This window comes from Lacticaseibacillus pantheris DSM 15945 = JCM 12539 = NBRC 106106, assembly GCF_001311175.1.
Lineage (GTDB): Bacteria > Bacillota > Bacilli > Lactobacillales > Lactobacillaceae > Lacticaseibacillus > Lacticaseibacillus pantheris.
In genome coordinates this window covers 1-25,627 of sequence record NZ_BBAI01000012.1, presented here as the reverse complement: position 1 = coordinate 25,627, position 25,627 = coordinate 1, and the positions used below count along the sequence as shown (strand labels likewise).

Sequence of the window (25,627 nt, the reverse complement as noted above, 5' to 3'; positions counted from 1 at the left end):
GCAAAAAGAGTCCCATCTTCTTCCATCTAGACTATACTATCGGCCCTGGAATCTCACCAAGTCGGTCGCCACAAACGTGACGAGTAGCGGGCTATCACCGCCGGTCGGGAATTACACCCTGCCCTGAAGACGAACCAGTTTATTTAATTACTTATTTATAGTAACACGATTGCCCACAAATGCAAGCCTATTCGGCCATTTCTTTGAGCCGAGCCACCTCTTGATGGGTGAGCTTCCGGTAATCACCCGCCGACATACCGTCGAGCGTCAAGGGACCAAACGCTTCACGAGCCAACTTAATCACCGGGAACCCGACCTGCTTGAACATCTTCTTGACTTGGTGGTTCAGTCCTTGATGAATAGTCAGCTCCACAATCGCGGTGCGCTTGCCGCCATTATCGCGGGAAAGCACTTTAACCTTTGCTGGCGCCAACTTGCGTCCGTCGACCCGGACACCCTCACGTAAGGGCTGTAATTGCAAGTTAGTGGGAATTCCTTCCACCTTAGCCACGTACCGCTTATCGATGTGGTACCGCGGATGCATCATCATGTTAGCAAACTCACCGTCGTTGGTCATAATCAAGGCACCGGACGTGTCGTAATCCAACCGGCCCACCGGGTACACGCGTTCACGCACATCCTCGAAGAAATCCGTGACCACTTTGCGGTTCTTATTATCCGTGACGGCAGTAATCACACCGCGAGGCTTATACAGCAAGAAGTATTGTAGTTTCTCCTTGGTCAAAGGCACGCCATTCACTGCCACCTGGTCGCCAGGCTCAACCTGAGTACCAAGTGTCGTGACTACGGACCCGTTCACCGTAACCTGCCCCGCACTAATCAGTTCCTCGGCGTGGCGACGTGACGCCACCCCCGCATGAGCAATTACTTTTTGAAGTCGTTCAGCCATCTATTCATCCTCCGTTGGTTCCGTAGTCAGTGGTGTCGGTTCTGTATCTAGTGCGTCGCCGACACCCTCATCGTCAATGTCAGCCCGGCCAAACAGGTCAAGCGTCTCCGGATCCGGAGTCCCGCTGGTGGGTAGCGGCGGTAAGTCATCCAAGCTACCCAGACCAAAGTAGTCCAAGAAAACCTCCGTCGTGCGGTACATGATGGGTCGTCCAGGAGCATCCTTGCGGCCGGCTTCGGCCACCAGCTGTCGGGTCACTAGGGTCTGTAGCGAGCCGGAACTTTGTACCCCCCGCACCTCATCAATATCGATGCGCGTGACCGGTTGTTGGTACGCGATAATAGCCAGGGATTCCAACGCCGCTTTGGATAGCCCCGTCGCGGGTGGACCCTGGAAGTATTTTTTTAAGTGCCGGCGCGGCTGCGGGCTTGGTGAGCATGTAGAAGCGTTCGCCCGACTGCTGGATAAATAATCCGCGTTGGTCGTCCGTTGCCATCTGGTCTGCCAACGTGGCGACCTGCTGCCGGGTGGCGGCCACACTTACACCCAAAATTTCCGCGAGAGTATGTAAGTCCACGCCGTCCTCACCAGCGGCGTATAATACTGCTTCAATTGTTCCCAGCAAGCTATGCCACCTCCTTTAAGTAAACGTGAATCGGTTCAGTGGGGCCTGCCTGCGTACAAACAACCGTGTCCGTTTTCATCATTTCAAGCAACGCCAAAAAGCTCGTAATGACCGCGGCCACCGTCCGGCCATCAACTAGATTCGTAAAGTCACAGTCACCTAACCGTTGTAACTGACCGAGCATTGCGGCGATGGTGTCCTCAATGGAAGCACTGGCCTCAGCTCAATGTGCCGCACCGCCGTTTCCTGCTGCTGAACGCGATGCACAACGTCCGCCACCGCCCTTTGGAAGTCAATCAGCTTCACGGCTCCCGGGGCAAGTGGAGCCGTAACCTCGGCCGGTGGCAACGAAGCGGGCTTCGCAAAGGAAGCACTCCGCTCAACCTCGAGGTCACGCAACTGGCCAGCAGCTTCCTGAAATACTTGGTAATTAAGGAGCTGTTCGACCAACTCAGCGCGAGGATCTTCAACCAGTTCCTCAGTGCCAGGCTCAGGTTCCGGTTCGGGCAGCAGCATCCGGCTCTTCAGGGCCATCAAACTAGCAGCCATCACAAAGTAATCACCAGCCACATCAAGTGCGTTATCCTGCATTGCCTGCAGGTACTCTAAATATTGGCCGGTAATTTGGGCAATTGGGATGTCGTAAATATCCAGTTTTTCTTGCTTAATGAGGTGCCACAACAAATCTAGTGGCCCCGCAAAGTCTTTCAGTACGATTGTTAACGCCATGCGCTATGGTTCCCTTCTGTGCTCCTCCCAACGCATGATCAGCGGCGTGGTCTCCAATGAACCCATAATTCGCCGTGCGCCGACAATGGACGCTAACTCATCAAGCACCGTATTGATGGTTTCCTGATTGCGCAGTGCGGGAGCCAATTGGAGGTGACGAACCAGCACGTAGCCATCGCCATCCTCAATACCCACTACACCAGAAAAGTCGTTGTCCGCGTCCTTATACAGGTACAACTGGTGCCCTGCATCCTCAGCAAACAGTTTCAACTCAGATTGAAGGTTACTCAACACCTTCAAATCGGGCTCAAACGACAAGAAACCCATCGCAATTTTTTTTGGTAGTCGCGTTTATACTTTACTAACATGATTTCACCTAAACCTTACTGTCATCCAACCACTAACCGCGTGGGTGCGTCGCGTGATAAACTTCCGCGAGGCGCCCGTTCGATAAGTGCGTGTATAACTGCGTGGTACTAATATCGGCGTGACCTAATATCTCTTGAACTACCCGCAAGTCCGCCCCGTTGGCAAGCAAATTGGTCGCAAAACTATGCCGCAGCGTGTGCGGGGTCACATCCTTATCGATCCCCAAATCGACGATGTAGCTCTTGAGGTTTTTCCATATGCCTTGACGGGTCAGCTGCTGCCCGTGGAAGTTCAGAAAAACTACGCGGGGGTCGGACCGTCGCAACAATCGTGGACGCGAATCATCCAGGTACCGTCGCAACCACGACACTGCTTGGCCACTAACCGGCACCAGGCGTTCCTTATCCCCTTTACCAATCACCTGAATCAAGTTCATGTCGAGGTGCAGCTGGTTGAGGCTAAGATTAATGACCTCGGATACCCGCATCCCGGTAGCGTACATTATTTCAAAGATGGCGCGGTCCCGCAAGCCGAGTGGTTTATCCACGTTCGGGGCCGCCATCAGTTGGTCAATCTCGTCCATACTGAGCACAGTGGGCAAATGCCGCCCCGGCTTAGGCGCGTCGATCAGGTCCATGGGGTCGTTGCTCACAACACCCTGGCGTCCCAAAAAGCGGTAAAACTTGCGCAGAGCCGACTGCTCCCGCGCCATGCTGGTTGCGGCCAACGATTCGGACTCAGAGGTCAGAAACTCCACCACTACGATCCGTTCCTCGGGCACCGTATCAATTTGCTGTTGTTTGAGCCAGGACGAATAACGGTGTAAATCGTTACCATAGCTAATCCGCGTATTTGCCGCTAAGCCACGTTCAACTTCGAGGTAATGCAAAAAAATCAGTAATTAAGTCATCCATAGCTATTACTCCGCGTCAGGGGCCTTGTCCTGCGGTAACAACTCAACGTAGCCGTCCATTTCACGCACTAACCGCGCCTTGAGCAGGTGGCCCAACGCACGCTTGAAGGCACCTTTGCTAATATCGAGGTGCTGGCGAATCAAAGCCGGGTCGCTCTTGTCCGTCAGGTTTAGTCGCCCATCGTGACTATGTTGCATCACTGCGAGCAACATTGCGGCGTCGTCGTCAATCGCCTCGTAGGCGCGCGGGTGCAGCGATAGGTTCAAACCACCATCCTGACGAATACCAATCACCCGCGCGTGCACGACCTGACCCAAACGGGGTTCAGCATCACGTTCACTCGGGTGGATAAAGCCCAAGTAGTGGTCATCAGTGAACACCAATGTCCCCGCCAGCTTCAGGCGGTAAACCGTTGCTGTCACATCTTTGTTCTTCATGTCATCATGAGCAATGTGCGCTAATTGCGGGAAGAAGTCCGGCGCAGCTACTTTGCCCCACATGCGGTGCTTGTTGTCCAATTCAAGCCGAATCATCAGGCGGTCGCCACGGGACGGCCACAAGCGGTTCTCAAGTGGCAGATCGTCGAGACTCACCACCACGTCTTTATCCGGCAAGCCCACGTCCACGAAGACGCCCAAATCGCGGCGCACCTGCACCACTGGGCAGAAGGCGTACTGCGACTCACTAATAGCCAGCTGTTTCGTCGTCATTCGCGGCTCACGGTGCTCATTCTCGTAGCAAAGCCGGTGACGCTGCTCCCTAAAGCCGGCATCTCATCAAACTCACTCCGTTGCACCGCCATCGTGGTGCCAGCGTACTGAACGTACACGTAATCCTCGTTACTATCAGTCACCTTACCAGTGACGGTCTGTCCATTAAAATCCATCGTTTTCTCCTTATTTGGCCAGGGCTAGCGGCCACCCTTTTTTTGCGCAACACGCCTATTGCTAGTGTAGCGTAAGGCATTCTTAATAGTTAGTTTACCACCCTGGCTGGCCCTTGACCATGCCCGGCAGTATATGTAACCCAAAGGGGCGCAACACACCAAAGTGTGTCGCACCCCTCGAGTTTGAAAGCAATTAGTTAGATTGACGCACCATTAGATGGCGTTCGTAGCACCCTTGTAGACGATACCACGACGAGAATCAACGGTTACGACCTGGCCATCATTGATGACAGTCGTTGCGTCTTCAGCGCCAACAACCACTGGGATACCCATAGCGATACCCACAACGGCAGCATGGCTAGTCAAACCACCGGCTTCAACAACCACTGCAGCAGCCTTTTCGATGGCTGGCAGGTAGTCCTTGTCGGTCGTCTTGGTAACCAGGATGTCACCCTTCTGCATCTTAGCAACAGCTTCGCTTGCAGTAGTAGCAACAACGGCCTTACCAACAGTAGTCTGGTCGCCAACACCGGAACCCTGAGTCAACTTGGAGCCGATCAGCTGAACCTTCATAACGTTGGTCGTACCAGTTTCACCAACTGGAACACCGGCAGTAATCAGAATCAAGTCGCCTTCTTCAGCAAAGCCCAATTCCTGAGCCTTCTTAGTGGCAACATCGAACATGTCATCAGTTGAAGATGGCTTTTCGATGATTTCTGGGACAACACCCCAGTTGATCATCAAACCGCGCTGAGTCTTTTCACTGAAAGTCAGTGCCAAGATGTCAGCCTTCGGACGGTACTTGCTGATCATACGGGCAGTGTAACCAGAGTTAGTGGCAGCAACGATGGTCTTAACACCCAGGTTGCGCGCGTGTGTGCCACAGCCTGACCAACTGACTCAGTCACGGACTGGTTGGAGTACTGCTTCAAAGCGTAAGCATCCTGGTCAGTCATGGCCTTTTCAGTGTATTCGTCGATGCGAGCCATTGCGGCAACGGATTCTACAGGGTAGTCACCGTTTGCGGATTCACCGGAAAGCATCGTTGCGTCGGTACCGTCGAATACGGCGTTAGCAACGTCGTTAACTTCGGCACGAGTAGGACGAGGGTTTTCCTGCATGGAGTCCAGCATCTGGGTAGCAGTGATAACTGGCTTGCCCAGGGCGTTGCACTTCTTAATCAGGGACTTCTGAACTAATGGCACGTGTTCGAATGGAATTTCGACACCCATGTCACCACGGGCAACCATCAGACCATCAGAAACCTTCAGGATGTCATCAATGTTGTTGATACCTTCCTGGGATTCAATCTTAGGGAAGATTTGAACCTGTTCCTGGTGCTTTTCTTCGAGCAGTTCACGGATGTCCAAAACATCCTGTGGCTTACGAACGAAGGAAGCAGCAATGAAGTTGATACCGTTGTCCAAACCAAAGCGGATGTCACTAGCATCCTTTTCAGTGATACCAGGCAGGTTGATGGAAACACCAGGGGCGTTAACACCCTTACGGCCACCCAAGACACCATCGTTCTGGACCTTGGTAACCAATTCGCGGTGTTCGTCATCCTTTTCGGTAATCAGAACGTCGATCAAACCATCGTCAAAGAGCACGTGACCACCAACGTGGGTGTCATCGTACAGGCCAGGGTAAGTAACAGCAACCTTGTCCTGAGTACCTTCCAGGGAGTCGTCCATGGAGATACGTACCACATCACCGGTGTGGAATTCGATCTTGCCATTAGGCGTGCTCTGAACGGTCGTACGGATTTCGGCACCCTTAGTATCAAGCATGATACCAACAGTCTTGCCAGTAATCTTCTCGCTTCGTGAACCATGGTCATACGGGCCAAGTGTTCCTCGTGGTCACCATGAGAGAAGTTGAAACGGAAAACGTTGGCACCAGCTTCGATCAACTTAACAATGATGTCGGTCGTGTTACTAGCAGGTCCAAGCGTGCTGACGATCTTGGTCTTTTTCATAAATGAAAAATCTCCTTCTTTTGCAAAATGTTTTTAAACAGTGTTACCAGAATTAAGTTAACTAAAATGCGAGCTCTTTTGCAACCTTGTAAACGTCCATTTCGGGCTCGTGCTTTGAGTCAAACAGGTCGAGCATGTTGTGGGTAACCAGTTTGTTGTTCTGGATACCGATGGCCAAACCACCCTTACCCTCCATCAGGAGTTCAACGGCGTAGCTACCCATGCGGGAGGCCAATACGCGGTCAAAGGCGGTCGGCACACCACCACGCTGCACGTGGCCAATAGTGGTGGCGCGAAGCTGGAAGTCACCGAACGGCTTGAGCTTATCGGCAAACTCAGCGGCAGTCATTACGCCTTCAGCCAACACGATAATTGCGTGCTTTTGGCCACGGGCGCGGCTACTCTTCAGCTTTGCCGCTACCTCAGCGACATCAAAATCCTTTTCAGGAATAATGACGTCTTCCGCAGCGCTAGCCACTGCAGCCCACATCGCGATGTCACCAGCGTTACGGCCCATCACTTCCACGACGAAGGTACGTTCGTGGCTTGCGGCGGTGTCGCGCAGGTTATCCATTGCGTGCACGGCAGTGTTCAAAGCAGAGTCAAAGCCGATGGTGAAGTCCGTGTAAGGAATATCGTTGTCGATAGTCCCCGGCAGGCCCATGGCGTTAAAGCCATGCTCGTTCAGGCGCAGTGCACCGTGATAGGAGCCGTCGCCACCGATAACGACAATCGCGTCAATACCGAACTTCTTGAGCTGCTCCACACCCTTCAACTGAACTGGTTCTTCAGCGAATTCAGGGAAACGAGCAGAGTACAGGATAGTCCCACCACGGTTGATAATGTCATCAGCCGTGCGTGAATCGATCCGGAAGATATCACCAGCAAGCAAGCCGGCGAAACCGTAGTTGATACCGTACGCTTCCAGGCCTTCGTGTTCAGCCTTACGCGTCACGGCACGCACCGCGGCGTTCATGCCCGGAGCATCCCCACCGCTGGTCATAATACCAATGCGTTTCATCTTTCCACCTCACGTGAATTTCTGTGGGTCGAATACCTCAACCCCAAACAAAATCAGTCTACCACTTTTCAGAAATAAAGTCGCCAGCAACATGCAGATTTCTCAACAGAATCTTACTTTTGTCGTAATGGCCTGGTCACCACCGCGTCGGGGCCCAGGACCGTGCGTAATTGGTCTAGCACCTGATCTGTCACTGCCAACGATTGCGGCCGTTTGGTTGGCAGGCGATGGCCGTCGGCAACCAGCACCACTGGACTACGTCCGCGGTGCGTTGCCAAGATTTCCGCCACCTCGGAGCGGAGCGCAACATCGGGCTGACTCCCTAAATTGAGGAAGACAACTTTGGGTAATTCGGCCCGAGCCACATCAATTGGTGTGAGCGAATTGGCGATAATTGCCGTGCTGTCGTCGTGCTCACGCCGTTCGCCTTTGCCCCGCAGTAAGTATACGGCATTAACCGTCACGGGCTGCACCTGCTGGTAAGTTCGGGGGAATAGCGTCACGTCCGCTGTCCCCGTCCCGTCCTCGACGGTCAGGAAGGCCATTGTCATGCCCTGCTTAGTTTTAATTTGCCGCACCGCCGTCACGAGTATGACCGTAGCCACGTTCTTGCCGATACCCACGCCATCAAGCCGCACCGCGTGGTTGCCGTCCGCGACATCCGTGTACTGCTCAGTCGGGTGACCATTCAGGTAGTAGCCCAGAACCGTGGCCGCCATCGCATCATCTTCGGCTTGAGAACTAGCGTGAACGTCCGCCTGCTTTGGCCACAGGTTGCGCAACAGATCCGCGTCCCCCGCGGCTAAATCTACCGCCGTCAGGACACTCTCCAGCTGCGCCAACGCTACGGCCCGGTTAGTCACCAACTGGTCCAGCGCACCAACCTGAATGAGCGGCCCCAGCACCTTTGCATCACGCCACTGCGGTGCCAGTCGCAGTAGCAGGTCCGCATACGACTGGAACTGCCCGTTGGCGGAGCGCTCGTCCACCAGTGCGGAGACAAAGTCGCGCCGTAAGCCCTTAACGTTCGCCAGCCCGACACGGATTGCCCCCTTCTTATTGAGGCGAAATCCACGGCCCGACCAGTTGACGTCGGGAGCCAGTACCGGAACCTGCGCCGCGCGGGCCGCCCCAATCAGCGACCGTAGCTTGGTCGTATTCCCCAAATTACGGTTACACTGGGCCGCATAAAACGCTGCAGGAAAATGTACCTTAAGGTAAGCCAACCAAAAGGCGAGCTTTCCGTAGGCGACCGCGTGGCTACGGTTGAATCCGTACCCAGCAAATCGTTCAATATCGGCGTAAACCGACTCGGCATCGGCAGCGCTCAGGCCACGCTCTTGCGCCCCCGCGATAAATTGTGTTCGGCCGGCGTCGATTTTGGCCTTATTCTTCTTGCTCATCGCGCGCCGTAAATCATCGGCAGCGGCCATGTCAAAGCCACCAATTGCGCTGGCAACCTGCATCACCTGTTCCTGATAGACAATGATGCCATAGGTCGAATCCAGGATGGGGGCTAGCAACGGCGTCACGTAGGTCACTTCCTGATCACCGTGCATCCGTGCCGCAAAGTCGCCAATGTATTCCATCGGTCCAGGACGATACAACGCGGTGGTTGCAACGACATCCTCAAAACCACGGGGACGAACTTGGCGCAACACCCGTTGCATGGGCGCACTTTCAAACTGGAAGACGCCCAGCGTATCACCATCTTGGAACAACTTGATGGTATCAGCATCATCCAACGGTATGTTCTCGGGGTCAAAGTCGTCCCCCACTTGCCGCCGGACATAAAACAAAATTTGGGCGAGTAAACCTAGAGTTCGCAAACCTAGTAGATCAATTTTCAGCAGGCCGAGACGTTCAACCACTTCTTTGGTCCCCTGAGTTTGCTCACCATCTCCGGTCGGCATAGTCTGCACCGCAATCGTGTCCACCAGCGGCGGTCGGGACAGCACCACGCCCGCCGCATGGGTAGTGACATTGCGTGGGATGCCCGTCAGCCGCCCCGCAAGGGTCAACACCCTGTTAACGTCACCGCTATCCGACCGCATATTCGCTAATGGCCGTGACGCGGCCAAGGCGTCCGCGATTGTTTCCTCACCACTTGGAACGGCGCCAGCAATCGCGTCTACCTCATGTTGCGGTCGTCCCAGTACGCGCCCAACATCGCGAATGGCCTGCTTAGGCCCTAACGTACCTAATGCCATAATCTGGGCGAAGTGATCGGTACCGTAGCGTTCGCGAACGTAGTCAATCATCTCGTCGCGGCGATCATCCTGGATGTCCAGGTCAATATCGGGCATCTGCCCACGATTCGGGTTCAAGAACCGTTCAAAGAGTAGCTGGTACTGCAACGGGTCCACCGTGTAATACCGAGGGCAAAGGCCACTAGGGAGCCGGCCGCAGAGCCACGGCCCGGTCCGGTGAGGATACCCCGCCGGTGAGCCTCCTGCACGATGTCTCCGACAATTAGAAAGTAGTCGTCAAATCCCATCGAGCCAATGACCGCTAGCTCGTGCTGCAGGCGCTCCTGGTAGTCGGCGGGGACCGCTGCTTGATCGTCCACGGACATCCTGCTGCTAGCCCCGACCACGCGAGGTGCGCCAAATAATCGCCAGCAGACATTCCTTCCGTGTCCGGAAAGGCTGGTAACTGAGTGCGAACAGCCGGAATATCAACCGCACATTCATCAGCCAGTGCAACCGTTGCCCGCACCAAATCATCACGGTGGGCGACAACGTACGGTTCACCGGCATCGGTGGCTGCAGGCAATTCGTAGACCCCCGGAGCGTCGTTGGCGTTTAAATCCAGGCGGTCACCCGTCGCAATTGCCCGCAAAATTTGGGCGGCTACATCATCGGCAGCATCCAGGTAACGGACATCACCGAGCGCCACCGCGCCCAAGTGGTGCACTTGGGCGAACGCGGGCAAATCGGTTGCGAGTGCGGCGGCTGGTACGCCCACCAACACCCGGTCGATGGTGGGACTGCAAAGTAGTCACCAACGCCCAGGCCGAATTACCATCACCAGCGGTTAGAGCAGCCATGAGCCGACCGTTAGCGGTGGTCACCACGACCAAGCCGCTCAGATACCCGATGGCGTCCAGAGCGTCGACTTTGCCCGTCATGACCTGACTGCTGACGCGCATTAATTGCCGGTAGCCGGCCTGTGTATGCACAAGGAGGATGCATTCGGTGCCGTCGTTCAGCCGCAGGGTCATGCCCAGCAAAGGCTTGATTCCGGCGGCTTGGCGGCATCATAAAATGGCGCTAGGTTATACACCACGTTGACGTCGGTCAACGCAAGTGCGTGGTATCCCCGCGCCTTAGCTGCTTCTATGTATGATTGCACCCCAGTCGGGCTTTGCAGGATGCTCCCGCTGGAAATTACCTGTAACTGTACAAAATCCATGCCGCCACCTCACATACCATTATACCTAACCCACGGCATCGCTGCACCGGTCATCCGCACTACCAGTGGCGGTGGCGGCTGGTGGCGGTGCTGGTCGGTGAGGGTGCTGTGGTGTGCTACGACTTTGTGGACCGCTCCACGTAAACGCTGCTATTGGCTGGTCGTACTGGCGTGGTGGCTCCGGTTGAGCAGCTGGTCCCCGCGACCGGTGCTGAGAGCCTCACGCTCACGCCCGTTCCGGGCTACCGCGAATTGCCGTAGCCCGAGAAACCCACTCGGTCTAGCCAATTTGATTCTGTAAATCGTAACTGCCAGTATGTGCTAAAGCACCAACTGGCAGTAACTCTAACAGAACTACGGGCATACAGCCGTCGCGGGGACCAGCCGCTCAACCTCCACCACCACACCAGTACGACCAACGTTAGATGCTGATTCCTATGGTTACGAAGGAGTTTACAGCCCCTCATTGAAATGGTAGAACAGCCCAGACAAATCTGTAGTGCATATTCGCGTGGTGAATGGAGTTTATTCCGGTATGAGTTCGGTCAGGTAACGTATTGGTATTGGATTAGGTTCATGAGATTAGAGACCACGAACTATCGGGAACCCGCGAGTGGGCTTTGGGACGGAGGCGTCGTGCCCGGAGACGTAGTTGCTGCGACCCCGGAGCGCTGTTTGAGCGTAGCGAATTACAGCGGCAGATAATTGAGATTGAGTGGTTTTCTCAAGCTCAATTATCCGTGGAAGCCCGGCACGGGCTGGAGCGTGCGGGTGTAGCAACCTACGGCGTAGGGCACGTAAGCCGCAGTCCAAAAGCCCACCCGCGCGTTCGTCCCCACACATATTTTTCACTTGCACGGACCAGACGGAATGCGTTAAGATAGCGCTAGTTAGAAAAGAGGGATTGACATGCGTTTTGTAACAGCTATTTTTTTTGGGGCGTGATTTACGGTGAAATCACCGGCTTCCTGGCCGCCTCACTGACGAGCTCCACTTTCCAGCCCGTCCAGTCACTGATTATCAGTGCAGTGTTCGTCGTGTTGTTAGTCTTCCTACCACCGTTGATGCAACACTTCTCGGGCACTACTAAGAGCACTAACAAGTAATCAGCACCACCCAACCGGCTCAGGCCGGTTTTAATTTGCCCGATAACATTAAAATGCGGCTCCCACATCGTGATGGGAACCGCATTTTTGTCTACTTAGTGATGTACACGTAGATGTTACTGGTAGAGAACCCGACGTTAAACTTCACACCATTACTCTTAATGGTCTTCATGGTCGTCTGGCTGTCCTTCTGGTCCTTTGTTTCCTTGGCAAATTGCTTCATGACCTTCTTGGCATCAGCACCCGCCGACGTACCGAGAAGCGCGAGCGTAGTCCCAAACTGCTTTGCCTGGGTCTTGTTCTTCATCGCCTTGACCGGAATGATCATCGTGTAGCCCATCAGGTGCTTACCGTCAGCATTGACCCGCACACGGACCACCCCAGTCTTCAGCACCTGGTGCACGCCGTCCTTAACCGTCGCTGGTAACTGCTGGTCCTTGGTGGCATTCGTGGCCTTCGTCATCAAGGATTTGACCGTCGCGGCAGCCTGCATGGTGCTGGCCTGCTCGGCGGGCGTCATCGCAGCCAGGCTGGCCTTAGTTGGGGCCTTGAATGCTGTCACCTGCTTCTGCTCCGCCGCTGTGAGGGTACTCATCGCGACCGCCATATTGTACTTGTTGGCTGCCGTCTGGTAGTCCGCTAACGGAGTAGCGGCACTAACCGTAACGGTCCGCTTCAGATTGCCGGCAGTGATTTTAACGCTTTGCTTACTGGCAGTCACCGGTACGGAGAAAGCAAAGGTGCCACTGTTAACCTTCTTCGTGCCCTGAACGTTAGCGGACTTGTAACGCACCTGCTTGGCCCCACTGGCCTCGCCCTTAATCACAGCCACCATACCATCCTGATGATAAGTGCTCTTGGTAGTAGTCAACTTGTTCCCACACGCAGCCAGCACGAGGCTCAGGGCCAACGCACTAACTGCTGTAATAATTTTCTTCATGAATAAAATCATCCTTCTCTAAAAGTTACGCACCCTAATGTACCCCACCTGACCGAGAACGACAAGTGTAATGTGACTCATTGTCATAATTGGCACGTAATTACTTGGTCTTATCCTTTTTGGTCTTCTTGGTCACTGGCTTTGGCGTCACAATTTCTGTCATGGTTTCGACCAACATTTTTTTTGCAAAACGGCGTTAATGGCCAATTGAACCATCGCGTTTTGAATATTGGTGGTATCTTCCTTATTGACCGCGTTAATGACTACTTCGCCAGTGAAGTCTGAGTTAGCCTGTTGAATGGCACCGGCAAAGTCCAGGATGAACGCATCGTACGCCTGGTTCGCCGTGCGATTAACCAACTGGTACTTGATGCCATCCGCGATGGTGTCTAAAGCAAAGACCGGCTTCAAGATGGCAATCACAATGATATTAGCAATCTGCGTACGACCATACTTTTTTTTGGTGGGCGCACTAATCACACCCTTCTTTACGTAATTATTCACCATGGTCGCAGTAAGCTCGCCCATCCCCGTGGGTGCCGTTAATTCGTTAACGAACTGCAGGACCTGGTCCATGTACAAATCGAATTGTGGTAGATCCGCCCAACGCGGCCAGTTTGCCTGAGCCAATTGGGCCAAATATTCTGAAAATGCCTTATTATCTGTCATTGTGCGCCCTCCAAGTTTTGCAATATACGCAAGTACACCTCGTCCTTAATACTAGCACATATCAACTATGGTTGCGGAAAAATCCGCAACAAAAAAAGCCACACCCAAAGAAGGAATGGCTTGAATGTTTAATTACGCGTTGGCGTCACTCTTGGTATCAACAACCTGCTTACCCTTGTAGTAACCGTTCGGGGAAACATGGTGGGATACACGGTATTCGCCGGTCGTAGCATCAAAGTGCAAGTTAGGAACACTCAACTTGATGTGACCACGACGCATGCGCTTCTTCGTCTTTGAAGTTCTACGTGCAGGAACTGCCATGATTATAAACTCCTTTTTTTATTGGTATTCCAATATACTATACCGGAAAACCATTATTTTGCAAGGCGCAGCGCTCAATTTACGCTGGGTTTGGCGCTGTCGCTGAGTCCTCGAAAGTTAGTTTACCATCTTTTGCACCCACTGTCACCGTGCTTTCAGGAACAATTTCACCGGCAATTAGTTTTCTTGCCAGAGGGGTTTCCACATCGGTCGTAATCAATCGCTGCAACGGCCGTGCCCCAAATGCCGGTTGGTACCCCGACTCGCCAAGCAGATTAATAGCCTCTGGTGTGAGCTGTAACTGCACCTGCTGTTCAGACAGCCGGGAGCGTAGCCCGTCAATATCCTTCACCACGATTCGCTTAATGTCAGCTTTGCTTAGCGGGTTAAACATAATAATATCGTCAATTCGATTTAAGAATTCGGGCTTAAATCGCGACTGAATGAGCTGACGAACGGAAGCACGCGTATCATCGTTAATCCCACCCTGGTTAGCCGCATCCAGCAAGAGCTCACTCCCCAGGTTCGAAGTCATGATAATAATTGTGTTTTTAAAATCGACGGTCCGGCCCTGCCCGTCAGTGAGACGCCCGTCATCGAGGACCTGCAACAAAATATTAAACACATCCGGGTGCGCCTTTTCAATTTCGTCGAGCAACACAATGGTATACGGATTGCGCCGAACAGCTTCCGTCAACTGGCCGCCCTCTTCGTAACCGATATATCCGGGTGCCGCCCCGACTAGACGCGATACGTTGGCTTTCTCCATGTACTCAGACATGTCAATCCGCACCATGTGCTTGTCGGAATCAAAGAGGTTTTCCGCCAACGCTTTGGCCAGCTCCGTTTTACCCACACCGGTCGGCCCGAGGAACAAGAAACTTCCCAGTGGCCGGCTCGGATCCTGCAAGCCAGCGCGCGACCGAATCACTGCATCACTTACAGCCGCAACAGCGTCATCCTGACCGATGACCCGCTCGTGCAAGTTATCCGCCAGGTGTAACAGCTTATCACGGTCCCCCTGCACCAACTTGGCTACCGGAATGCCAGTTTGCCGGCTAATCACCGCCGCAATTTCGTTCGGGGTCACCGACTCTTGTACTAGCCACGTGTCAGGACGTTCTTGCTGTTCCAAATCGGCCAACTCCTTTTCGAGTTGCGGAATGGTGCCGTGCTGTAACCGCGCAGCTTTCTCCAAATCGTATTTGGCCTGGGCGTCCTCCAGTTCACGTTTAGCCTGCTCCACCTCGGTCTTCTTGGCATTCAAAACGGTGATTTCCTGCTTTTCAGCCTGCCACTGGGCGTTGAGTCGGCTGGTCTGTTCCTTGACGTCGGCCAGGTCCTTTTCTGCCTGTGCGAGACGTTGCTGACTGGCCTTGTCGGTTTCCTTCTTCAGGGCCTCCTCCTCAATTTCTAGCTGCATCTGCTTCCGTTCCGCGACGTCCAATTCGTTGGGACGCGAATTCATCTCCACGTTGATGTTCGCGCTGGCCTCATCAACGAGGTCAATGGCCTTATCGGGTAAAAAGCGGTCGGTGATGTAGCGGTTAGACAAAGTTGCAGCCGCCACTAAAGCGGCATCGTGAATCCGGACTCCGTGGAAAATTTCGAATCGTTCCTTAAGCCCACGCAGAATGCTGATGGTGTCTTCAACGCTTGGTTCCTGCACCAGTACGCGCTGGAACCGTCGCTCCAAGGCCTTATCCTTCTCGATGTTTTCACGGTACTCGTCCAAAGTTGTAGCACCAATTAGGTGGAGCTCACCACGGGCTAACATCGGCTTCAGGAGGTTGCCTGCATCCATGGAACCCTCAGTTTTACCCGCACCGACGATGGTGTGAATTTCATCAATGAACAAAATAATTTGACCGTCGGCGCGCTTAACCTCGTTGAGAACCGCTTTGAGCCGTTCTTCAAACTCACCCCGATACTTAGCACCAGCAATCAGGCTCCCCATATCGAGGCTAATGATGGTTTTATCCTTCAGGTTGTCGGGGACGTCCGCCTTGACGATCCGTTGTGCCAGCCCCTCAACAATAGCTGTTTTACCCACGCCGGGTTCCCCAATCAGGACCGGGTTGTTCTTGGTCTTACGGGACAAAATACGAATCACGTTACGAATTTCGTCATCCCGCCCGATGATGGGGTCCATTTTGCCAGTTCGGGCTTCCGCAACGAGATCGGTACCGTATTTTTTTTCAGGCTTTGGTAAGTGTTTTCCGCGCCCTGGCTGTTGACGTGCTGACCACCACGAACGTTTTGGATGACTTCCTGCAGTTTCTTTGCCGTCACCCCATTCCGCGTGAGGTACTCCGTAATGGGCGAGTACTGTTGCCGCATCAACGCCAGCAGTAATGTATCCGTAGCAATATACTGGTCACCCAGAGACTGACGTTCCTTGTCAGCATCCTGCATCAACTGACTTAGGTTCTGACTCATGCTTTGGCCATAATTAGATACGCCCTCAACGACTGACTCATTATCGAGTGCCTGGTCGATTACACTGCTTAGGCCACTAATATCAACACCGGCCTGCTGATAAATTTGGCTGGCCAGTTCGTTTGGCTGCACCAGTACCCGCCACAAATGCGGAATATCAATTTCTTGATGGTGCCGAGTTTGCGCAATCTGTTGCGCTGCTCCCACCGCCTGCGTCACTGCCTCAGTTAATTGTTCTGGATTCAAATTACTCGCCCCTTTCGTTGTGCACATTTTAACACGGGTGGGTTGCTTTGGTCAAAGTTGGTCAAAACGCTGACGACGGCCGATTCAATGAGCTACGGTAGTGGTTAACGGCAGCGTCGGTCAGGCCGACGCTGCCTCCCGCTACATTAAGGGTCGCGACACCCAGTCCAAACCGTAAACACTAAAGCCATTAACCGTTTGTCGGTCCACCAAAGCAGATTAGATCTGCAAAACTGTATCGGTTGAACTAACTTAATTTTATAAAGCTGAATGCTTGCTAGAATTAATTCACAAACGGGGACTAGCTGTTATTACTACATAAAACCGTTCGCAAATGTGGTTCTGGCCGCCGGGGGTGCCGTGGGGTACGGAGACGACTGGACCCGGAACGGTGACCGCTGTTAGGGGCTTGCCGCAGTAGGTTTACTTCCAGTTGGTGCTTTAGCACCTTACTGGGAGTTAATTCGCAGGTCTGGCAAAGCCAGCCCGAGGGCGTAGTGACGTACAGCGCGACGAGTTTAGAGACTGGCTGCCTGCATTTGGCAGGCAGGCTCTAAATCGCACCGGAAACCGCGGTTTTTGCGGTTGGAGGTTTCGCCCTAGCAGCGGTCACCGTGGAGCGGTCCACAAAGTCGCAGTACCCCACGGCACCCCCGGCGGCCAGAACCGCCACTCGGATCCGCCTCGCCAGTACGACCAGCCACCAGCCACCACTAGCGGCAGTCCACAACGACAAACGAAAAGGCGCGGCCGCTACCCGATGGGGTATCTAACCGCGCCTGTCACTTAAGCTCTAAATAATCGAGTAGCCCGGACCGCTACTATTTACGGTTAAAGACCGTAGCCGTCAGCCAATCACCCATCCGCGGAACCAACGGGTAAAGTACCGCACCTAACTGCATGATTGCGGGGGCATTGACCTCACGCACAGGTCTGTGGAACGCGCGTACAATCCTGTCGGCAAGCTTGTCCGCATTGAGGGTAAACGCAGCGATTGCGTCCGCGTAGTCCTGGGCGTGCGCGTGCGTAAAGAAGTCCGTCGCCACGGGACCGGGGTTCACGGTCGTAACGTTAACCCCCGTGTGCCGTAGTTCCAACCGCAGGGCGTTGCTGTAGGCAATCACAGCAGCCTTAGTAGCCGCGTACACCGCAGACTTTGGGGTTGCAATTTTACCGGCCATCGAACCGATGTTGATAATATGACCAGCACCCTGCCGCATCATTTGTGCACCGGCTAGTCGAGTCATGTAAATGAGACCCAACACATTCACCCGGAACATTCGGTTGGTGATTGCCGCATCAGTCTTCAACGCCGGCAGGAATTGACCAAAGCCGGCTGCGTTGACCAAGACGTCCACGTGACCACCAACGTCCGCTAATAACTGCGCCCAAACTGCATCAATTTGCACGGGATCCGACACGTCCAGTTGGTAAGCATACGCGGGGGTCCCCGCCAAGGCACTGGCCTCCGCCCGCGCACTCCGTAAGGCGTTCACGCGGCGAGCCAAAAAGACCACGGTAGCCCCGCGCCGGACCGACGCCATGCCGATTGCCCGACCCAAGCCACCTGAGCCACCGGTCACTACAACAACCTGTCCCCTTAAATCAGTCATGATCAATCAGCTTCCTAAACGGAATATCAATTTCATCAAGATCACTAACTACACGCGTATTACTGAAAACGGTACGGGCCTCTTTTTGCAATTCGCGGGCCGCTTTGCCCACGTACCGCGCAGAAATATGGTTTAACAACAGCTGCCCAGCATGCGCCCGGCGAGCTAGCTTAGCGGCTTCTAGATCCGTCGAATGGAAGTAGCGTCGGGCCAGCTTAGCGTCCGCCCCGTCAAAGGTGCTCTCGTGAACCACCACGTCCGCCCCGTCTGCCAATGGTAACTCGCGGTCAACCTGCCGGGTATCACCAAAAATGGTCACCGTCCGGCCGGGTTGAGCGTCGCCGATAAAGTCCTGCCCATTGAAAGTGCGCCCGTCAGACAAAGTCACAGTCTTACCGGCCTTCAACTGCGCGTACACTGGTCCTGAAGGAATGTCGGCCTCCCGCACCTTATCAATCAGCAGCTCGCCGGGATGTGGCTTCTCGTGAATGCGGTAACCAAAGCAGGTAATCCGGTGATCCAGGTAATCAGCAGTCACGCTGAACGTCGCGTCATCAAACACGGTTCCGGGTTGCACTACCTCAAAGTTAATGCCGTACGACAGGTGTGTCTGCGTCACCCGTAAGCTGGTTTTAACAAAGTCGGCGATTCCTTTCGGTCCATAAATGGTGAGCGGCTCCGTGCCACCCTGGTTGGACCGGCTGGCCAGTAAACCGGGTAACCCAAAAATATGGTCCCCGTGTAAGTGCGTAATAAAAATCTTGCTAATTTTACGTGGGCGAATTGCAGTCCGCAATATTTGGTGCTGGGTGCCCTCCCCACAATCGAATAACCAAACTTCATTGCGTTCATCCAGCAATTTGAGGGCCAGACTACTAACATTACGACTTCGCGAGGGCGAACCGGCCCCCGTACCTAAAAACTGAATCTCCATGCGTGCCATCCATTCTATTTACCAATCTACGTTGTTTCTCCGGCCTGATTGTGACCAAACAACAGCGTCACTTACAAACCTCACCGGATTATTTTAGCATACGTGGCCGTGACTCTCTACGCGCAGATTGGCGGAGGCCGGATACGTGATAACCATAAAATGGGAGCCGCCACCAAGTGACGACTCCCACAACTGTTACTTTTGATCGCGCAATTTATCCACAATAGTCTTGGCAATAAACGCCGCGTACCGCGGATTGCCATCCGGATTCGGGTGCACGTTATCGTCATAGAACCAGTCCGCATGCCCGTTCGAATAGCCGTTCCAATCGATAATGGTGAGGTTACTATACTTTTTAGCTGAATCAGCCAAAGTGGCATTCACCTGATTCTGCCACTGCCGTGTTGGTACGTGGGTGTTAATCCAAAATACTTGTCGCTTCTTACCCACTGTATGCATCAGGTCGTCAATCTGATCGGAGGTCACCGGACCGTTCGTCCCTAGACCCACAAGCACGTTGTTGGCCAGCGTACCGTCCTGCGCGTATTTCTTAACGATACCAATACCATCAGCAGCTTGCCGGCTAACCGCAGCGTCAATAAACGATTGCGGGAAAATCTGTTCTAGCAACGGCTTACCATCGGCCATCACCGAATCGCCGACACCCGTGAGGCCCACATTCGCGGCGTAAGCAAACTCATCATCAGTCAGTCCGTACTGGGCAAAGTCGTTCTTGCCCACCTTTTGGCTACTACTGGAGCTGCTACCACTGCCGGAGGACTTATCCTTCGCCTTCTGGGCACTGAGCGAAGATTTGTACGCGGCGTAGCGCTTCCTCTCCGCCGCCTTTGCTTTAGCAGACTGTGCCAGGTGCTTCTGTAGCGCCGTCTGTTGAACCTTGGCGTGCGGAGCCTGAACGACACCGGTCATCCCCACAGCGAACGTCGCCGTGAGCACCACCGTCACCGCAATCTGTGACGGCTTCAGGTGACCCCACCACGTGCTCATACGCTGTGTAACTGGTACACGCTCACTGCGTGGTTGTGCGGGTTGACCACCAGATAGCTGACGCTTAAACATCCAGTGTGCCGCGGGCTGTTCAACAAAGCGGAACGATAGCTCGGTCAATAGCACGATGATGAGCACTTCAGCAATCGGGTACGCCCACGGATGGTCCGCCACGTGCGTAAACTTTTGCTCAAAGAAAATCATCACGGGGAATTGGTACAGGTACAACCCGTAACTACGGGACCCCACCCACGAGAATACCGGGTTGGATAACCAGCGGTTCAGGTGTGCCGCTGGATGTGCCACTACCGCAACGAGAATTGTCACCAGCACCGAGAAAATGAACATACCGCCCTCATAGAGGAACGGGTCTTGGTCCTGGACCAACACCACCATGGCCAGCATGCCGACGAGGGCTAACAGGCCGACCACATCCAGCATCCTGCGGGCCGCATCCGTAATGTGCCGTGCTAAGTGGGCACTAGGCCAGATGAAGCCAAAGCCGCACCCAGCAAGATGGCAAACACACGCGTGTCGGTTCCGTAATACAAACGGCTGGGGTCAAAATGCGCGCCACCAGCAGTAATTTTGTAGAGTACGCCCATCCAGATTGCGGACGCACCCGCGAGTCCCAACGTGATACCCGCCATTTTACCTTTGCTTAACCGAAAAATACCGAATAATAGCAACACTAGTAATGGAAAAACTAGGTAAAACTGGCCCTCAATCGACAGGGTCCACAGATGGGTAAATGGGCTCTCTCCGTCCGCAAAGCGGGCAAAGTACGACTGACCATTGGCAATCTGCCACCAATTGTACAAGTAAACTAGGTTAGTCGCGATAATCGCGTGCAGGTTATGCAACAATCCCCGCGCGAATAACGTAATGTATGCCGCCGTCCCGAATAAAACCACCAGTAGTGCTGGGTACAAGCGGCGGATACGCTTCAACCAAAAATTCTTGAAATTGAACCGGCCCGTCCGGGTGATTTCCATGACCAAGCCGTCAGTAATTAAATACCCGGAGACCACCATAAATATTGGCACACCCAGGTAACCGCCCTTGAACAACTCTGGACGCAGATGATATAAAATAACACCCAATACCCCGATAGTTCGTAAACCATCAAATCCAGTAATATAGCGACGCCTAGGCGCCTTCTTCTTCACGTCCATCGGTTAACCCCATTCACTAATATGGCAAAAAAATAGTCGCACCGACTTGCAGATACGCAAACCGGCCTTGTACATATACTATAACAAACTGCCGCAAATCAGAACCCCTACTTTGCACAAAAAAAATTGCGAATCAAACAAAAAAAGGAGCAAGTGTCTATTTAAGCAAACCAGGCTGAGCCCGTTGCAAAAATAGACACCACTCCGCTATCAGTACATCGTTAATCTTCGTAAATAAAGGTCAAATCACCAATCGAAACCGCATCGCCCTCTTCGGCCCCAGCGTCACGCAAAGCCGCGTCCACGCCCATGTGGCGCAGTTTGCGCGCAAACCGTAGGACCCCGTCATCGTGATCCAAGTTGGCCATTGCGGCTACTCGTTCCACCCCGGCACCAACCACATGGAAACCATCATCGTCCTCTGTGACCTCAAACTGGTCTTCTGGCTCACCTTGGTACGCGTATTCCGCGTTACCGCCGCTTTCACTGGTGGTTTCCTCAAAGAACGACGGTGCTTCAGCGAGTAACTGGGCCGTCGCGTACAACAACGGCTGCAAGTTCTCATGCGTTACACTTGAAATGGACATGATGTGGTCTGCGGCTACACCCTCATCGAGCAACTGCTGCTTGAAGGTGTCAAACCGTTCCTGAGCTCCCTGCATATCCATCTTGGTTGCCACAACGATTTCCGGACGGGACAACATGTTGTCGTCGTACGTGGTGAGTTCCTTTTGAATCTGGTGGTAGTCGGTCAGCGGGTCACGACCGCTGTCGGGATCCATCTCCACCAAGTGCAAAATTACGCGCGTACGCTCCACGTGACGTAAGAACTGGATTCCCAGCCCCACGCCGTCGGACGCTCCCTCAATCAGGCCGGGTAAATCGGCCATGACAAAGTCAGTACCATTGTCGAGGCGCACCATACCCAGGTTGGGTACCAACGTGGTGAACTGGTACGCCGCAATCTTTGGTTTGGCACTAGTGACCGTCGCTAACAGCGTCGATTTGCCCACCGACGGGAAGCCAACGAGCCCAACATCAGCTAACACCCGCAACTCAAGCTGGACGTTGCGCTCCACGCCTGGTTCACCATTCTCGGCAATCTCCGGCGCGGTGTTCTTGGGGGTCACAAAGTGAATATTGCCACGGCCACCACGGCCTCCCTGCGCTACAACCAGTTCATCTCCAGGATTAACGAGGTCGCCAATCAGGGCCCCAGTATCCGCATCAGTGACGGTTGTGCCGGCGGGTACGGGTACCCGCGTGTCGTCAGCCGCACGACCATACATACCCTTGTTTTGACCATTACTACCGGCTGACGCCTTGAAAACGTGCCGGTAACGAAAATCCATCAGCGTATTCAGCCCGGTATCAACGTAAAAAAATCACGCTTCCACCACGGCCACCGTCACCACCGGCCGGGCCACCAAACGGTACAAACTTTTCATGACGAAAGGCGACGACCCCATCGCCACCCTTGCCGGCCTTCACGGCCACTTTGACTTGATCTACAAACATAAAATCCTCCAGTACCTGCGTGTCGCTCTACCCCTAAGCATACAGGACACGGGGCCTTGATGCTAGGCTAGAGCGATAATTTAATTGTCTGCGCGGTGGTTTTGCTAATCCCCAGTGCTTGCAATTCGTCCACCGTCGCGCCCTTGATGTTGTTTACGGTCTTAAACTCCCGTAACAACTTACCACGCGTCTTTGGCCCCACACCCGGAATGGACTCGAGACGACTGCTCAGGCTGTTCTTGGAATGCATTTGCCGGTGGAAAGTAATGGCAAAGCGGTGCACCTCCTCCTGAATACGCTCCAGGAGGTAGAAACCCTGGCTCCGTGGGTCAAGGTTGATCGGTTCATCGGCGTCACCAAATAGTAAGGCAGCAGTCCGGTGCTTATCATTCTTCACCATTCCCGCTACCGGAATATCCAGGTTGAGTTCGTCAGCCAACACTTCTTTGGCCGCATTCATTTCGATTGCACCCCCATCCATCAAGATCAGGTCTGGCAACGGTTGGTGCTCCTTGAGTAGACGAGTATAACGCCGGCGGATAACCTCACGGGTGTTCGCGTCTTCATTAGCGCTGTGCTGCCCCTCGTCCTGCGCGAGTTTATACTTCCGGTAATTACTCTTTTCTGGTCGCCCATCGACAAACTGAACCATCGCGCTGACCGGCTCGGATCCTTGGATATGGCTATGGTCGAACGCCTCGATGACGTGGCCAGCTGGCGGCAAGTTCAGTGCCGCCATAATCTCTTCCTGGGCACCCGCAGTCTTGCGGTTATCCAGCTCCAACAAACGGAACTTCTGCTCCAAAGTCAACCGGCTGTTCTTAGCCGCCAAATCCATCAGGGCCCGCTTTTCCCCACGCTGAGGAGTGCGGACGGGCACCCCCAAAATGTCGCTCAACACCCGGTTATCCATACCCTCGGGCACTAACACTTCGCGTGGTTTAACGTTGTTCTTACGGTTGTAGAACTGCAAAATGAACGACTCAAATTCCTCACTGGCTGAATTGACAATGGGAAACAAGCGCTTTTCCCGCTTCATCAACCGCGCCTGGCGGATAAAGAAGACCTGAATGGACATCCAGCCCTTATCCCAGTAAAAGTTGAACAGGTCGCGCGTCGTACGGTCATTGGAGATAATTTTTTTTGCTTCTCCACGGTGGCCTCAATGTAGCGAATCTGGTCGCGGATATCCGCAGCCCGCTCAAATTCCATATCCGTGGCTGCTTGTTGCATCCGCTTAGTTAGCTGCGACTTGACCTTGGCGGTGTTACCGTTCAAAAAGCTCTTGATGCGCTTGATTTGGGCATCATACTCTTCTTTGGGCACCTCCTTGAAACACGGTCCCAGACACTGCCCCATGTGGTAATACAGGCACGGACGGCCCTGGTAGCCGTTACAGCGCCGCAAAGGGTAAACCCGCTGGATGAACTGGAGTGTCTCTTCGGCGGCATACACGTTCGGATACGGGCCAAAGTAATAAGCTCCATCCTTCTTCACGTCACCCGTAATCATGATTTTCGGATCCCGCTCGTTGGTGATTTTGATGTAAGGATAGCCAGTACCCTTTTTGAGCTTGATGTTGTAGTACGGCTGATACTTTTGAATGAGGGTAATTTCCAGTAGGAAGGCTTCCTTATCCGTGCTGGTGACGATATAGTCAAAATCCGCAATTTCTGAAACCAATTTAGCCGTCTTACCGTCATGACTGCTCTTGAAGTAGGACCGCACCCGGTTCTTGAGGTTCTTGGCCTTGCCGACGTAGATGATTTTGCCGGTGATATCCTTCATCTGGTAACTGCCTGGTAGGTCTGGCAGTAATGCTAACTTTGCCTCGATGTGTGCCGACGCCATCGTTCGACCTCCTTTAACAAAACGTTTGTTCGCTAAGAATATATTTTAGCCACCTTCAACGCTTTATGCAAGTAACGCCGGCCGGACCGGTTCTTGTCCTACGCTGTGATTGCTACGGTAGTGGTTGGCGACAGCGTTGGTCGTGTCGGTGAGCTGCGGCTTACGTGCCCTACGCCATGATTACTACGGTAGTGGTTAACGGCCGCGTTGGTCGTGTCGGTGAGCTGCTGCTTTCGTGGGGGGCTCCATGGTAATCCACTGCTAGGGCGAAGGCTGGGTGGTTACGAACACGCGGGTGGCCTTTGGGACTGCGGCTTTCGTACCATACGCCGTGGTTGCTATACCCGCACGCTCCGGCCGTTCCGGCCTCCCACGAAGTTTATAGCCCGAGAAAAGCCACTCGGTCTATAAACTTTGCCGCCCTACGTCACTACGTTCCTAGGGCGCTCCGGGGTCACAGCAACCACGTCTCCGTGCACGACGCCTCCGTCCCAAAGCCCACCCGCGGTTCCCGATATTTCGTGGTCTCTAATCTCTTGAGCCTAGTCGTATACCAATACGTTACCTGAAAGAACTCGTACCGGAATAAGCTCCAGTAATCGCGTGAATATGACTACAGATTTGCGCGGGGCTGTTCCACTATTTCAATTAGGACTGTAAACTCCTTCGTAAACATAAAGATCAACTCCTACCGTTGGTCGTACTGGCGTGGTGGCGGAGGTTGAGCGGCTGGTCCTCGCGACGGCTGCATGCCCGTAGTTCTGTTAGAAATTACTGCCAGTTAGTGCGTTAGCACTTACTGGCAGTAATGACTTACAGAATCAAATTGGCTAGACCGAGCGGGTTTTGCTCGGGCTACGGCAATTCGCGGTAGCCCGGCACGGGCGTGAGCGTGAGACACGTAGCCGGTCGCGGGGACCAGCCGCTCAACCGGAGCCATCACGCCAGTACGACCAGCCAC

At 53.8% G+C, this 25,627-nt stretch carries 14 protein-coding genes, 8 pseudogenes and 1 riboswitch; of the genes and pseudogenes, 1 reads left to right on the top strand and 21 read right to left on the bottom strand.

The annotated features are described in order from the left end of the window. Positions 1-10: 10 nt before the first annotated feature. A riboswitch (FMN riboswitch) is annotated at positions 11-135 on the bottom strand. Positions 136-187: 52 nt separating this feature from the next. From JCM12539_RS05480 to JCM12539_RS05420, 12 genes and pseudogenes are all read right to left on the bottom strand, one after another. After that, entirely contained in the window at positions 188-910 is a 723-nt protein-coding gene (locus JCM12539_RS05480) for a pseudouridine synthase (protein WP_054649854.1), read from the bottom strand. Then, positions 911-1,535, bottom strand: a pseudogene (gene scpB, locus JCM12539_RS13600) (SMC-Scp complex subunit ScpB). A gap of 159 nt (positions 1,536-1,694) precedes the next feature. Beyond that, positions 1,695-2,264, bottom strand: coding sequence for a segregation and condensation protein A (locus JCM12539_RS05465; RefSeq protein ID WP_225350254.1), 570 nt, complete (start codon positions 2,262-2,264; stop codon positions 1,695-1,697). A gap of 3 nt (positions 2,265-2,267) precedes the next feature. Further along, the gene (locus tag JCM12539_RS05460) at positions 2,268-2,555 is read right to left on the bottom strand and encodes an N-acetyltransferase (RefSeq protein WP_225350253.1); all 288 of its coding nucleotides are present in this window, start codon (positions 2,553-2,555) and stop codon (positions 2,268-2,270) included. A 109-nt stretch (positions 2,556-2,664) separates the two neighbouring features. Continuing rightward, positions 2,665-3,531: a site-specific tyrosine recombinase XerD gene (xerD, locus tag JCM12539_RS05455; protein ID WP_054649848.1), complete on the bottom strand. Its 867-nt coding sequence runs from the start codon at positions 3,529-3,531 to the stop codon at positions 2,665-2,667. A 21-nt stretch (positions 3,532-3,552) separates the two neighbouring features. Beyond that, positions 3,553-4,433: pseudogene (locus tag JCM12539_RS05450) on the bottom strand (CvfB family protein). Positions 4,434-4,646: 213 nt separating this feature from the next. Beyond that, positions 4,647-6,411 (bottom strand): annotated as a pseudogene (pyk, locus tag JCM12539_RS05445) (pyruvate kinase). Positions 6,412-6,472: 61 nt separating this feature from the next. Next, entirely contained in the window at positions 6,473-7,432 is a 960-nt protein-coding gene (pfkA, locus tag JCM12539_RS05440; protein WP_054649846.1) for a 6-phosphofructokinase, read from the bottom strand. Positions 7,433-7,545: 113 nt separating this feature from the next. Next, positions 7,546-10,007 (bottom strand): annotated as a pseudogene (dnaE, locus tag JCM12539_RS05435) (DNA polymerase III subunit alpha). Further along, a complete protein-coding gene (locus tag JCM12539_RS13105) occupies positions 9,944-10,330 on the bottom strand; it encodes a hypothetical protein (protein WP_225350252.1) in 387 nt (128 codons plus the stop codon). Before JCM12539_RS13105 ends, dnaE begins: the two are co-directional and overlap by 64 nt. Then, entirely contained in the window at positions 10,317-10,664 is a 348-nt protein-coding gene (locus tag JCM12539_RS05425) for a PHP domain-containing protein (RefSeq protein WP_054649840.1), read from the bottom strand. The genes JCM12539_RS13105 and JCM12539_RS05425 overlap by 14 nt, the downstream gene beginning before the upstream one ends. Beyond that, the gene (locus JCM12539_RS05420) at positions 10,652-10,846 is read right to left on the bottom strand and encodes a PHP domain-containing protein (RefSeq protein ID WP_054649838.1); all 195 of its coding nucleotides are present in this window, start codon (positions 10,844-10,846) and stop codon (positions 10,652-10,654) included. The genes JCM12539_RS05425 and JCM12539_RS05420 overlap by 13 nt, the downstream gene beginning before the upstream one ends. Positions 10,847-11,787: 941 nt before the next feature. Between JCM12539_RS05420 and JCM12539_RS12640 the strand changes: the two genes are divergently transcribed. Then, positions 11,788-11,952: a DUF2929 family protein gene (locus JCM12539_RS12640; protein WP_082405358.1), complete on the top strand. Its 165-nt coding sequence runs from the start codon at positions 11,788-11,790 to the stop codon at positions 11,950-11,952. 91 nt (positions 11,953-12,043) lie between these two features. Here the strand turns inward: JCM12539_RS12640 and JCM12539_RS05415 are convergent, their stop codons facing one another. The 9 genes and pseudogenes from JCM12539_RS05415 to uvrC form a co-directional block, all read right to left on the bottom strand. Continuing rightward, the gene (locus JCM12539_RS05415; protein WP_056956964.1) at positions 12,044-12,892 is read right to left on the bottom strand and encodes a hypothetical protein; all 849 of its coding nucleotides are present in this window, start codon (positions 12,890-12,892) and stop codon (positions 12,044-12,046) included. Between the two features lie 159 nt (positions 12,893-13,051). Continuing rightward, positions 13,052-13,561, bottom strand: a complete 510-nt coding sequence (locus tag JCM12539_RS05410; RefSeq protein ID WP_439645120.1) for a DUF1836 domain-containing protein — start codon at positions 13,559-13,561, stop codon at positions 13,052-13,054. Positions 13,562-13,693: 132 nt separating this feature from the next. Continuing rightward, complete coding sequence (gene rpmF, locus JCM12539_RS05405; protein ID WP_054649834.1) at positions 13,694-13,882, bottom strand: 50S ribosomal protein L32; 189 nt, start codon at positions 13,880-13,882, stop codon at positions 13,694-13,696. 79 nt (positions 13,883-13,961) lie between these two features. Then, a pseudogene (gene clpB / locus JCM12539_RS05400) lies at positions 13,962-16,567 on the bottom strand (ATP-dependent chaperone ClpB). 821 nt (positions 16,568-17,388) lie between these two features. Continuing rightward, the gene (locus tag JCM12539_RS05395; protein WP_054649831.1) at positions 17,389-18,180 is read right to left on the bottom strand and encodes an SDR family NAD(P)-dependent oxidoreductase; all 792 of its coding nucleotides are present in this window, start codon (positions 18,178-18,180) and stop codon (positions 17,389-17,391) included. Beyond that, entirely contained in the window at positions 18,173-19,114 is a 942-nt protein-coding gene (gene rnz / locus JCM12539_RS05390; RefSeq protein WP_054649829.1) for a ribonuclease Z, read from the bottom strand. The genes JCM12539_RS05395 and rnz overlap by 8 nt, the downstream gene beginning before the upstream one ends. A gap of 195 nt (positions 19,115-19,309) precedes the next feature. Beyond that, positions 19,310-21,297 (bottom strand): annotated as a pseudogene (locus tag JCM12539_RS05385) (acyltransferase family protein). Between the two features lie 221 nt (positions 21,298-21,518). Further along, a pseudogene (gene obgE, locus JCM12539_RS05380) lies at positions 21,519-22,815 on the bottom strand (GTPase ObgE). A 67-nt stretch (positions 22,816-22,882) separates the two neighbouring features. Next, positions 22,883-24,666: pseudogene (gene uvrC / locus JCM12539_RS05375) on the bottom strand (excinuclease ABC subunit UvrC). Between the last annotated feature and the right edge of the window lie 961 nt (positions 24,667-25,627).

Coding starts and splice junctions, on each gene's coding strand:
- JCM12539_RS05480 (WP_054649854.1), bottom strand. CDS start 910: ATGGCTGAACGACTTCAAAAAGTAATTGCTCATGCGGGGGTGGCGTCA.
- JCM12539_RS05465 (WP_225350254.1), bottom strand. CDS start 2,264: ATGGCGTTAACAATCGTACTGAAAGACTTTGCGGGGCCACTAGATTTG.
- pfkA (WP_054649846.1), bottom strand. CDS start 7,432: ATGAAACGCATTGGTATTATGACCAGCGGTGGGGATGCTCCGGGCATG.
- JCM12539_RS05420 (WP_054649838.1), bottom strand. CDS start 10,846: ATGGATTTTGTACAGTTACAGGTAATTTCCAGCGGGAGCATCCTGCAA.
- JCM12539_RS05415 (WP_056956964.1), bottom strand. CDS start 12,892: ATGAAGAAAATTATTACAGCAGTTAGTGCGTTGGCCCTGAGCCTCGTG.
- JCM12539_RS05410 (WP_439645120.1), bottom strand. CDS start 13,561: ATGACAGATAATAAGGCATTTTCAGAATATTTGGCCCAATTGGCTCAG.
- rpmF (WP_054649834.1), bottom strand. CDS start 13,882: ATGGCAGTTCCTGCACGTAGAACTTCAAAGACGAAGAAGCGCATGCGT.
- JCM12539_RS05395 (WP_054649831.1), bottom strand. CDS start 18,180: ATGACTGATTTAAGGGGACAGGTTGTTGTAGTGACCGGTGGCTCAGGT.
- rnz (WP_054649829.1), bottom strand. CDS start 19,114: ATGGAGATTCAGTTTTTAGGTACGGGGGCCGGTTCGCCCTCGCGAAGT.